Annotated in this window: 10 protein-coding genes; 7 read left to right on the top strand and 3 right to left on the bottom strand. The window is 56.9% G+C overall.

From position 1 onward, the window contains the following. Positions 1-45: 45 nt before the first annotated feature. Together ABRP31_RS15215 and pgm are read left to right on the top strand one after the other, a co-directional pair. Complete coding sequence (locus ABRP31_RS15215) at positions 46-2,358, top strand: ATP-dependent DNA helicase (RefSeq protein WP_349969573.1); 2,313 nt, start codon at positions 46-48, stop codon at positions 2,356-2,358. A gap of 133 nt (positions 2,359-2,491) precedes the next feature. Beyond that, positions 2,492-4,132, top strand: coding sequence for a phosphoglucomutase (alpha-D-glucose-1,6-bisphosphate-dependent) (gene pgm, locus ABRP31_RS15210; RefSeq protein WP_349969127.1), 1,641 nt, complete (start codon positions 2,492-2,494; stop codon positions 4,130-4,132). 226 nt (positions 4,133-4,358) lie between these two features. Here the strand turns inward: pgm and ABRP31_RS15205 are convergent, their stop codons facing one another. Beyond that, a complete protein-coding gene (locus ABRP31_RS15205) occupies positions 4,359-5,054 on the bottom strand; it encodes a pirin family protein (protein ID WP_087264148.1) in 696 nt (231 codons plus the stop codon). Positions 5,055-5,333: 279 nt separating this feature from the next. On the opposite strand from ABRP31_RS15205, the gene ABRP31_RS15200 reads away from it, so the two are divergent. Beyond that, positions 5,334-7,826, top strand: a complete 2,493-nt coding sequence (locus tag ABRP31_RS15200; protein ID WP_349969126.1) for a UvrD-helicase domain-containing protein — start codon at positions 5,334-5,336, stop codon at positions 7,824-7,826. Between the two features lie 128 nt (positions 7,827-7,954). On the opposite strand, the gene ABRP31_RS15195 is transcribed toward ABRP31_RS15200, so the two are convergent. Then, entirely contained in the window at positions 7,955-8,227 is a 273-nt protein-coding gene (locus ABRP31_RS15195; protein ID WP_158099085.1) for a DUF1652 domain-containing protein, read from the bottom strand. A gap of 79 nt (positions 8,228-8,306) precedes the next feature. Next, a complete protein-coding gene (locus ABRP31_RS15190; protein ID WP_158099086.1) occupies positions 8,307-8,453 on the bottom strand; it encodes a hypothetical protein in 147 nt (48 codons plus the stop codon). Positions 8,454-8,586: 133 nt separating this feature from the next. On the opposite strand from ABRP31_RS15190, the gene ABRP31_RS15185 reads away from it, so the two are divergent. The 4 genes from ABRP31_RS15185 to imuA all read left to right on the top strand — a co-directional run bounded on the left by ABRP31_RS15185 (position 8,587) and on the right by imuA (position 11,971). Further along, positions 8,587-9,705 (top strand): MFS transporter, encoded by a 1,119-nt coding sequence (locus ABRP31_RS15185; RefSeq protein WP_349969123.1) that lies wholly within the window; start codon positions 8,587-8,589, stop codon positions 9,703-9,705. Positions 9,706-9,990: 285 nt separating this feature from the next. Further along, entirely contained in the window at positions 9,991-10,671 is a 681-nt protein-coding gene (locus ABRP31_RS15180) for a hypothetical protein (protein ID WP_349969121.1), read from the top strand. A gap of 65 nt (positions 10,672-10,736) precedes the next feature. Next, entirely contained in the window at positions 10,737-11,354 is a 618-nt protein-coding gene (gene lexA, locus ABRP31_RS15175) for a transcriptional repressor LexA (protein WP_349969120.1), read from the top strand. Continuing rightward, complete coding sequence (gene imuA, locus ABRP31_RS15170; RefSeq protein WP_144443217.1) at positions 11,354-11,971, top strand: translesion DNA synthesis-associated protein ImuA; 618 nt, start codon at positions 11,354-11,356, stop codon at positions 11,969-11,971. The genes lexA and imuA overlap by 1 nt, the downstream gene beginning before the upstream one ends. Positions 11,972-11,978: the final 7 nt, after the last annotated feature.

The raw sequence follows: 11,978 nt of genomic DNA, 5'->3' as shown, positions 1-11,978 counted from the left end.
GCATCTCAGGTTGTGACCGTCATTTCTTTATCCAGCAGTTCCGAAATAAAGCCCGAGGTCAGCGCTGAAGAGCTCCGCTCGCTCGCTCCTGACCCCACTGATCAAGCTCGTTACCTTGTGGCTGTTCGTGCACTGTGCGAGTTCACCGCCAAGGCAGGTGATCTCGATCTGCGCTTTACGCCATCACCTACGGCCCAGGAAGGCATCGCCGGGCATCGCACTGTGGCGGCGCGACGCAGCCCCGGTTATCAAACCGAAGTTTCGCTGTCAGGGGAGTATCAGCAACTGAAGATCCGCGGCAGGGCAGATGGTTACGACCCTGCTCTGAACCAATTGGAGGAGATCAAGACCTACCGCGGTGAGTTGTCAGCGATGCCGGATAACCATCGGCAGTTGCACTGGGCACAGGTGAAGGTCTACGGCTGGCTGCTTTGTCAGCAATTGCAGCTGGATGAGGTGAATCTGGCGCTGGTGTATTTCAACATTGTCACCGAGCAGCAAACGCTGATTCGAGAGCGCTTCTCTGCGTTGACCCTACAGACGTTTTTTCAGCAGCACTGCGCCATATTTCTGCAATGGGCTGAGCAGGAACTCGCGCACGCTGGTGAGCGTAATCAGCAACTGAGCCAACTGAAGTTCCCCCATGCAAGTTTTCGTACCGGCCAGCGTCATCTGGCGGAATCGGTTTACAAAGCGGTCAGTACCGGACGTTGTCTGATGGCGCAGGCGCCCACCGGCATTGGTAAAACCATTGGCACATTGTTTCCGATGCTCAAGGCCGCGCCGACGCAGAAGCTGGACAAAGTGTTCTTCCTGACGGCGAAAACGCCGGGTCGCAAGCTGGCACTGGATGCGTTGACGGTGATTCGGACCAGTGCACCAGAGCTGAAACTGCGTGTGCTGGAGCTGGTCGCCCGGGACAAGGCTTGCGAGCATCCGGATAAGGCCTGCAATGGCGATTCCTGCCCGCTGGCCAAAGGGTTTTATGACCGTTTGCCGGCTGCGCGCAGTGCTGCGCTGGCCGCGCCCTGGCTGGATCAGGCCGGAATGCGTGAAGTGGCACTGGCGCATGAGGTCTGCCCGTACTACCTCAGCCAGGAAATAGCGCGCTGGGCCGACGTGGTGATTGCTGACTACAACTACTATTTCGATCTCAGCGGATTGTTGTTCGGGCTCAGTCAGTTCAATCAATGGCGCGTGGCCGTGCTGGTGGATGAAGCCCACAACATGGTCGAGCGTGCGCGGCAGATGTACAGCGCCAGTCTTGATCAGCAGAACTTGAACGCATTGCGTCAGACAGCGCCTGAGGCGTTACAGAAAACCCTGCAGCGGCTGAATCGTGAGTGGAACGCGCTGCATAAAGAACAACTTGCCTCTTATCAGGCTTACCCCGAAACCCCTGGCAAATTTCTGCAGGCCCTGAACCTCTGCGTGTCTGCCATGGGAGATTATTTCAATGATCACCCCCAGGCGCTGAACGGCGGGCTGCAAAGCTTTTATTTCGAGGTGATCGCGTTTGTGCGTATCGCCGAGTTGTTCGACGAGCACTTTGTATTCGATATCAGTAAAAGGGCGCTAAGCAGCAAGCGCAGCTACTCCAGATTGTGCCTGCGTAACGTGGTGCCAGCCCGGTTCATTCGACCGAGGCTGACGGCCGCACGCAGCAGCGTTTTATTCTCGGCCACCCTGAGCCCTCGTCACTATTACGCCGATCTGTTGGGGCTGCCCGCTGATACGGCGTGGATTGATGTGGAGTCGCCGTTCAGTCGGGAACAACTGGACGTGCAGATCATCAGCCGGATTTCCACGCGGTTCACCCATCGCCAGGCGTCACTGGCGCCGATCGTGGAACTGCTGGCTGAACAGTTTCAGGCTCGGCCGGGCAACTACCTGGCGTTTTTCAGCAGTTTTGATTATCAGCAGCAAGTCGCGGACTTGATGCAGCAAAGCCATCCGCACATCCCGCTCTGGCAGCAGGCGCGTGGGATGAGTGAAAGTGAGCGTCAGGGCTTTCTTGATCGTTTTACCCTTGAAAGCCAGGGGATAGGCTTCGCTGTACTGGGCGGCGCGTTTGGTGAAGGTATCGATTTGCCGGGCGCGCGACTGATCGGCGCATTCATTGCCACGCTAGGCCTGGCTCAACTCAACCCGGTCAATGAGCAGCTCAAACAACGTATGGCTGTGTTGTTCGGTGCGGGCTACGATTACACCTACCTTTTTCCGGGTGTGCAAAAGGTTGTGCAGGCGGCGGGGCGGGTGATTCGTGGGCAGCAGGACCGGGGTGTGGTCATGCTGATTGATGATCGATTTGCCGAGCCCAAAGTCCGTCAGTTACTCCCTCGCTGGTGGCAGCTTTGATTGCTCAAAGACTTAGGGATCGATAGCCAAGCAGCGAGGTCAAACTGCCAGTAAACTGCCGCGCCGCTGATCATTTTTTGTTTGCCGTACAGCAGCCAGCTTTATTTCTATTCTGTTTTTTCATGGAGGTTGTATGAGTCTCAGTCCCTTCGCCGGCAAGCTGGCACCGCCTCAGTTGCTGGTCGATATTCCGCGACTGGTTACCGCTTATTACACCGGCCAGCCTGATGCGTCGATTTCGACCCAGCGCGTGGCGTTTGGTACTTCCGGCCACCGTGGCAGCTCGTTTGAACTCAGCTTCAACGAATGGCACGTTCTGGCCATCAGTCAGGCGATTTGCCTGTACCGTCAGGCTAATGGCATCGATGGCCCGCTGTTCCTGGGCGCCGATACCCACGCCTTGTCCACGCCGGCCGCTGCCAGCGCCCTGGAAGTCCTTGCCGCCAATGGCGTGCAGGTAATGATTTCCGAAGGTGATGAATACACCCCGACACCGGCTGTTTCCCACGCGATCATTTGCTACAACCGTGGCCGCACATCCGGCCTGGCCGACGGCATTGTCATCACGCCGTCGCACAACCCGCCGGAAAGCGGTGGCTTCAAGTACAACCCGCCTAACGGTGGCCCGGCAGACAGCCACATCACCAAGTGGATTGAAGCCAAGGCCAATGAACTGCTGGCTGAAAAGATCAAGGGCGTCAGCCGCATCACTCATGAACGAGCGCTGCGTGCCGACACGACTCATCGTCATGATTACCTCAACACCTATGTTGCTGACCTGAAAAACGTCATCGACATGGACGCCATCCGCAATGCAGGTCTGCGCCTTGGCGTTGATCCGCTGGGTGGTGCCGGGGTTCGTTACTGGTCGGCAATCGGTGAGCATTACGGTCTGAATCTGGACGTCGTCAATCAGTTCGTCGACCCGACGTTCCGCTTCATGAGCGTTGACTGGGACGGCCGCATTCGTATGGATCCGTCGTCCAACTTTGCCATGCAGGGCCTGATCGGCCTGAAAGACAAGTATCAGGTCGCGTTTGCCTGCGACCCTGACCACGATCGCCACGGCATCGTGACCCCAAGCGGCGGGCTGCTGGCCCCGAACAACTATCTGGCTGTTTCCATCGATTACTTGTTCCAGAATCGTCCGGATTGGCGTGCGGATGCGGCGGTTGGTAAAACCGTGGTCAGCAGCGGTATGATCGATCGGGTCACGGCCCGCCTGGGTCGTCGTCTGTACGAAGTGCCAGTGGGCTTCAAGTTCTTCGCTGATGGCCTGTTTGATGGCTCGCTGGGTTTTGGCGGGGAAGAGAGTGCAGGTGCATCGTTCCTGCGTAAGGACGGCACCGTCTGGACCACCGACAAGGACGGTCTGATTCCTGCGCTGCTGGCTGCAGAAATCACCGCTCGCAAAGGCCGAGACCCAAGCGAAATTTACCAGTCCCTGACTCAGGAGCTGGGTGAGCCATTCTCGACGCGGGTTGAAGCCAAGGCGAGTCCGGAACAGAAAGCTGCGCTGAGCAAGCTGTCGCCGGATCAGGTCAAGTCCACAGAGTTGGCGGGCGAGGCGATTCAAAGCGTTCTCAGTCATGCTCCTGGCAATAATCAGGCGATTGGCGGCCTGAAGGTCATCACGGAGAACGGCTGGTTTGCGGCTCGTCCATCAGGGACTGAGGACATCTACAAGATCTACGCCGAGAGCTTCGTCGGTGAAGAGCACCTCAAGCGGCTGGTAGCAGAAGCTCAGGTGTTGGTGGATGCTGCGATTGCCTGACACACCGTTATCGCGGGCGTCGCGTATTCTCCGTGCTCTCTTACAGACTCATTATTGAACGGACGAATGATCTGTAGGAGCTGCCGAAGGCTGCGATAGCGGTGTGTCAGGACGACGGATTTCGCAGCCTTCGGCAGCTCCTACAAGTGATCTATTTCAATTCAGCGCAAAAAAGCCCGGACTCGCGAGAGTCCGGGCTTTTTCATTTGCAGCGCTTGCTCAAGGTTCAAGCCACGTCGACCAGCACGATTTCGCTGTCTTCGATGGCGGTGACCCGCAGTACGCGTTCATCTTCAACGGCAACACCGTCTCGGGCGTTCGCTTGCAGACCGTTGACCTCAATGCTGCCGGTAGCAGGTACCAGGTAGGCACGTCGACCCGCATCCATATGGTACTCGGCACTTTCCCCGGCTTTCAGGTTGGCGGCCACCAGACGTGCATCAGCGCGGATACGCAGGCTTACATCATCACCGGACTTGCCGCTGGCCAGGGTCACGAAACCTTCCCGATCACCTTTTGGAAACGGTTTGGCGCCCCAAGAGGGTGCTGCACCGGTTTCATTGGGCATGATCCAGATCTGGAAGATCTTGGTCGCGGTAGGTTCCATGTTGTATTCACTATGAGCCACACCCGTCCCGGCACTCATGACCTGAACGTCGCCAGCCTCAGTACGCCCTTTGTTGCCCAGGTTGTCTTCGTGAGTAATGGCGCCTTCACGAACATAAGTGATGATTTCCATGTCCCGGTGCGGGTGTTTCGGGAAGCCGGTCCCGGCCTGAATAACGTCATCGTTCCAGACTCGCAGCTGACCCCAGTTCATGCGTTTTGGGTCGTAGTATTCAGCGAACGAGAAGTGGTGGTGTGCGTCCAGCCAGCCGTGGTTGGCGCCGCCCAAAGTGTTGAAAGGTCGTAATTGCAGCATGGTGTGGCCTCCTGTGCAGAAGCGGGCATTGATTGTGAGCCCGGGCTGCTGAACGTTGTAGGTTGTTGATGGCAGCTATGATTGATCAAATAATTATCGATAAAAAGCGTAAATACTCGCTTTTAATTATCTATTTAATCGATGTTATGTCGGGCCATTATTCTCCAATTGACCTGCACTTGATCGGCTAATTACCTGATGGAAAAGCATTTACTGGAGCTAAAGGACGAATCGGGCGACCATAGGCGACTTTTGCCCTATCTGTGCCCCGGAGCCTGCGTGCCAGACAATCTGCCTGTTGATGTTGCCGCCGATGTCGAACCCGAACTCACACCTCCCCATCAGCTTCCATTGATCAAGCGCGTGCTCTCGCGCTTGTTGGGGCGAGGGCTAAACCGTCTGGGCGGGCAACACCTGCCGTCATGGACTCAAGGCCATGCCGACGGTTATCTCAACGGCCACTTGCAGGGTGTCGAAGAGGGTTATGCCGAGGGGCATCTGGACGGCATTGAAGAGGGCCGCAAGGTTCTGGTGATCCGCGATACTCGCCCCCATGAGCATCGCGGGCCGAAAGTCGACGACCATCTGTTCGATGACTGGCGCCTGCCGCTGACCGCTGACATCAAGAAGCGGATGAAAGCCGATGTCAGTCAGAAGTTACCCGCTCATGCGCAACCGAGTGCTGCGCAGTGGAAGATGATCTTCAGTGACACGCCATCGACGTACGTCATCGCCGGGGCAGGCGCAGGCAAGTCGACTTCATTGGTATTGCGGATTTTGCTGCTCAGCCATTATTTGGGCTTCGAGCTGGACTCCATGACCGTGGTGACTTTCACCCGTGAGTCGCGCAAGGACTTCGTCAATAAGCTGGTCGAGATATTTGCTTGCTGGGGTCTCAATCTGGATCAGAAACAGGCGCGGGACGTGGTTCGCACCTTCCATTCGCGGATTCTGCCGCTGGTGCGAAGTATGCCGGGGCTTGAGAGACTCACTGCTTTTGAAAATCTGGGTGCTCAATCCACAGCAGGGCTGGAGGAGGGGGCGGATAGCAATCCTTTTGACTTACGCATCAATGACGCACAGCGTCAGCAACTGAACCTGTGTTACCGCGACCTGTACGCCAGCAACGAGCGTTTCCGTGATGTCATGGCGCCGTTGTATCGCCAGGCACTGCAGCTCAAGGAGCTGGAGCGCGATCATCCCGATGTGCAGAAGCGGGTGACGGTCACCGAGTTGTCGGCCAAGCGTGATGAAGAGCTGTGCGACACCATCGAAGACCTGTGGATTCGCGCAAAAGCCTGGCCCGTCAAAGGCATCGAGCCGATGCGGCAAACGGTCGAGATCAACGGCTTCGGCTTTCATCTGCATGGCTACGTGGCAGAACTGGACGCCTGGGTGGTGCTCGGGTTTGATCCATCCGAAGACCAGCAGATGAAACGCCCTGGCGCCAAGTTGCCGATCTGGGCGGAATGGGTCATCAAGCGCACACTGTTTCAAGCTTTCTGTCGCAAGCCGGTGATCTGGCTCGATAACTATGAAGCGGGCGGTCGTGTGCTGCAGTCCTTGTCCGGCGCAGCGGTGGCCGGGCCGGGCTTCGATTACAAGGTCAAGGGCGATCTAAGTGCTGCGCCACTGCTGGACAGTTTTGTCGCGGCAGCAGGCTTTATCGAAAACCTGGGGCTTGATGTTGCGGCTGCCGTTGCCGAAATGAGCTTTGCCAACAACGATCCTGACCGGTATTTCTTTGAAGCCCTGAGCCTGTTCTGGAAGGCGTTTGAAAATCACTTGTTGAGCCAGACACCGCCGGTGATGACCTATAACCGGATGTTTGCCTTGTTTGGCGAGAACTCACCGGAAAACCTCAAGCTTGTCGGTGATCATCAGCTCAGGCCACTCTCGCATTTGATGATCGATGAGTTCCAGGACGTCTCGCCGCAGATCGTTTCCTGGGTCCGCGCCTGTTTGCGAGAGATCCGCCGTCGCGGTTCCGACCTGCATATCGGCCGCACCGCTCAGCACGCATCGCTGCTGTGTGTGGGGGATGACTGGCAGTCTATCTATGGTTGGCGTGGCAGCTCTCCGAAGTTCTTCATGGAGTTTCCCAAGGAGTTTCCGGCTCCCGCCACCACTAAGGTCATGCTCAGCGATAACTATCGCAGTCATCAGCACATCATTGATGCTGCGGAACATATTGTGCGGGCGGCACCGGCCATTGCGGGCAAAAAAGCCAAAGCCAGCGGAGCAGCGCAGGAATTAATACCGGTCACGGTGCTGGAGCGCGATGATGATTCACTGACAGAGCGTCTGATCGAGCATTACAACGACGGTGATTCGATCCTGTTGCTATATCGAAAGAGCAGCGATAAAGCTTTATTTTCCGATAAGTTACAGGCGCTTGTTAATGCTGATTATGCATTGCCACCTCAATCGCGGCGCTTCAAACAACTGACCTACCACAGCGCCAAGGGCCTGCAGGCGGACGCAGTATTCCTGCTGGGTGATTGCCAGCATCTGACTCACTCGCCGCACAAGAATCAGCTTTATCGTCAGGCCGGGTTAGGTAATCCCGGGGATACGGATGCCTTCGACAATGCGCAAAAAGACGAAGTCTTGCGCTTGGCATACGTGGCAATCACTCGTGCAGTGCGACATTGCTATTGGTATATCGATGGCAGCGCGAAGGAAGGGGTGAACACGACAAAGGCGTCAGACCGGATCCCGGCAGACAAGCCGTTTTTTGAGGATCTGCGCGGTCGTAGGGGAGGATTGTAGATATCGCTCCAGGACAGTGTCCTTCTGTAGGAGCTGCCGAAGGCTGCGAAAGCACTGATTCTGATGCCTCGCCATCGCAGCCTTTGTCGCTCCTACAGATCAACTGCTTTCTGAAGTGCGAAGGCTGTTCAGAGCCCTACAGCGCGCAATGGCACGAACGATTCCAGTTCTGCCTCAATAGCCTCAATAATCAGCTCCACCTCGGTTGCGTTCATGACGGTTGCGCAACGCAGACCGGCAACAGCGATGACCGTCTCGCCACTGGCCCGATCAAACAGGCGGACCACCATGCTACTGGGGGCGTCCATGGTGGCTTCAAAGCCCACCGGGTGGAAATACCAGCGCATCAGCTGACAAGCATTGGGGAACGTGACTTTATTCATGAGGCCTACCTCTTTCAAACGAGCACTTCCATAGCTCAAATGGGGAGGCAAGGGAGTTGTCGAAACGTCAGCAAAAGCTGAATGGCCTTAGAGTGAATCAGTCGATTTCTGCGTCAGCCATGGCGCTTTCTTGCAACATTTTTGGACAGTCCTTACGAAGAGCAAAAGTAGCACTCTTGTAGAACGCCAGCAGAGATTTTTTTGCAGTAAATGAAAAATATTTCGATTTATTGATGTGAGTCATGTTCGTTATTCCTAAAGGCTATTTGCGCTGAGCGCTAACATTGAAAATGCTATTTCGCGTCGTCACAGGGTTGTCATGACCAACCCTCACGCGGCATGCTGCGGCTCCGCTTTGTAACCGGATTTTTCTGGATATGGCTTCGGCTCTGCGCACTGTTGATGTGGCTTCCCGTCGTTCCGCAATTGTTCTGGCGCTGTGTCTACCCAGCGATGTCTTGCTGTATCTCTTGCTCCCCATGCATGTGCAGGCTTTTGGTATCACCCTCGCGCAAGCGGGTGTGTTGCTGGCGGCTAACCGGTTGGTGCGGATCTTCGGTTACAGCTATGTGGTGCGTTACTACGCACGCAAGGGGGATCGGCCTACGGTCATGCTGGCCGCCGCAACGGCTGCCATTTGTGCGTTGGGTAATGCGTTTATTTCGGGCTTTTGGTGGCTATTGATATTGCGCCTGGGGTGGGGGCTGGCTTATGCGGCCATGAATCTTTCGACCCAAGTGTTGGCGACTTCGGATGCGGCGGGTGCCGCTCATCGTTCGGGTCGATCCAGAGCCTTTATTGCCATAGGACCGATGATTGCACTGCCGCTGGGCGCTTTATTAAGTATCGAATTTGGCCCACGGCTGATATTCCTACTGCTGGCGGTTGCTGCGGCTGTCGGTTGGTGGCTCGCCCGAAGCTTGCCCGACAGCCCGCATAGCATGCCCGCACCGACTGGTCGTCGGTTCAAGGCACCTGACAGTGTCGCTGTCTGGTCATTCATCGAAGGTGTTGCGCTGGACGGCCTGTTTATCTTCGGTCTCGCTTTGCAGGCGCAATCTGTCATGGGCGCGAATGCGGTGGTGGTTGCCGGAGTTCTTCTGGCCCTGCGCTATGTTTCCGAAATGGTTCTCAGCCCTTTGGGAGGGCGTGCTGCGGACCACTTTGGCGCGGTGCGCATGCTGGTGGTCTGCTCTGTCCTGACCTGTATTGCGCTGACCGCTTTTGGCTCGCACTGGCTGATACTGGGCGCGGGCGGCGTACTGGTGCTGCGTGCAGTGCAGCTGCCGCTGGTGGCAACGCTGGTTGCTCAGCGCAATCCCGGGCCTGATCGCGTGCAGGCATTAGCGTCCAATGCGGTCTGGCGGGATATCGGTGCGGGCATCGGGCCTTTATTGGCGGGGCTATTGTTGCCTGTAACTTCGGCGGTATGGGTGTATGCTCTGGCGGGTCTGGCGGTAGCGCTCAGTGCCGTATTCTGTGGGCTTCGCAAGTAGAAGACGCCAGCAGACCGAGTGTTTATAGCTGAGAAAACACACATTCAATTACACCTTACTCTTTGATTTGTCCGGCTTTCGGGAGTGTCTGGTGAAACCTTAGGGGCTATTTTGACTCCTATTGGCACGTCAACAAGATCGAAACATGTGCGCGTTAGGCTGTGGGGCGTTTCAGGGACACGCTTCGGAGTGCTCGAAAAAGGGAGTTGTACGGGGTAGCTGACCCAGTCAGGGAAGCATTTCACGCTACGCACCTCACTACTGCACACCAAAAATCAGAGACTCATGAATATTCTCAAATCCCCCATCCTCAGCCGGTTTCAGCGCCGCTGTGCCTGGTTTTTTGTTCCCGTGGCATTGGTCGCTTCCTCCATTGCACTGTTCAGCCTGGGCAAAGGCGTACATGCCGAACCCAAGAACGGTACCCAGACGCTGGTGTTCATGCGCCATGCGGAGAAACCCTCCATGGGGCTCGGGCAACTCAACTGCCAAGGCCTGAACCGCGCCATTGATCTCTCCGAACTGCTGCCACGACAATTCGGTAAGGCCAACTTTATCTTTGCCGCCAGCCCCAGCCGTCATGTGGAAGAGGGCGAGGGTGATCTTTCCTATAGCTACCTTCGGCCATTGATGACCGTTGGCCCGAGCGCCATCAAGCTTGGTCTGCCGGTCAATATTGATTTCGGTGCCAATGACACCGGCGCGCTGGCTGATGAGTTGATGCGCGACAAGTATCACGACGCTACGATCTATACGGCCTGGTCTCACGGTTATCTGCCGGAACTGATCAACAAGGTGGCCGAAGAGGCTTCCGGAAAGAAAATCAAACTCCTGGATGACTGGACTGGTGATGATTTCGATTCAGTGCTGGTCCTGACCCTCAGGTGGGTCAATGGCAAAGCCACGCTGGAATACGAGAACTACAAGCAGGGGCTTAACGACGGTGCTGAGGGTTGTCCGAGCTGATTTTTTGAGTACCACATGACGCGGCGACCAAATGCTCTAGTCACCGATAACGCAATGGAGTACAAATGTGCTCCATGAGCACATTATCTCCCAAACGTAGCGCCATCCTGACCTTCATCCGCGATCGTATCGCGCAGCAGGGTCAATCCCCGAGCCTGGCCGAAATCTCCGAAGCCTTTGGCTTTGCTTCGCGCAGTGTGGCCCGCAAACACATTATTGCCCTCACCGAAGCAGGGCTGATCGAGGTCATGCCCAATCAGGCGCGAGGTATTCGTCTGGTGCAGTCCACCCCACGTCCCGAACTGCTGGAGATTCCGGTTATGGGCCGGGTGGCTGCAGGTATGCCGATCGGACCGGACGTGGACTATCACGACACCTTGCTGCTGGACCGCAGTACCTTTTCCCGCGTGCCTGATTACCTGTTGCGGGTTCAGGGTGACTCGATGATCGAGGATGGCATCCTTGACGGTGATCTGGTGGGCGTGCACCGCAGCAGCGATGCTCATGACGGGCAAATTGTGGTAGCACGGCTCGACGGTGAAGTGACCATCAAGCGCCTGCAAAAGGGCAGCGATACCTTTGTCCTGCTGCCGCGCAACCCGGCGTATGCTCCCATCGTTGTAGAGCCGGATCAGGATTTCGCCATTGAAGGCGTGTTCTGCGGTCTGGTGAGGCGTGCATGATGGGCGCCGTGGTCAGTCTCGATGCGCTGCTGGACGAGCGCCGGGTCTGGAAAGGCAGACAGCACACCGCGCCTGTCGGCTTGCAGCCCACGGGCCATTCAGCGCTGGACAAGGTGTTGCCAGCGGGAGGCTGGCCCGCCTCGGCACTCAGTGAAATCCTTATTGCAGCTGATGGTAGCGGCGAATTGCGCCTGCTCTGGCCAACATTCGCCCGGTTGACCGACAGCGGCGAGCGTATCGTGCTCGTGGCTCCTCCTTATATTCCATACCCCCAGGCCTGGCTGGCGGCCGGAATAGACATGCGTCAGGTCAGCGTGATTCAGGCCAGCGAGCGTGATGCGCTCTGGGCGGCTGAACAATGTCTGCGTTCCGGCAGTTGCGGTGCGGTTCTGTGCTGGCCGCGCCACGTAGATGATCGCGCATTGCGGCGCTTGCAGGTGGCCGCTGAAACGGGACAGACGCTGGCATTCGCCTGTCGGCCAATGACGGCGGTGCACAACCCGTCCCCCGCAGCGTTACGTATCGCTATCGATACCAGGCCTGGCCAGTTACGCGTGCTCAAGTGCCGTGGCGGTCTGGCACCCGTTTCACCCATTCCGTTTTCCACTGACGCCTGAGGTTCCT

Source organism: Pseudomonas caspiana (assembly GCF_040224095.2).
Lineage (GTDB): Bacteria > Pseudomonadota > Gammaproteobacteria > Pseudomonadales > Pseudomonadaceae > Aquipseudomonas > Aquipseudomonas caspiana.
This window is presented reverse-complemented; position numbering and strand designations above follow the sequence as displayed.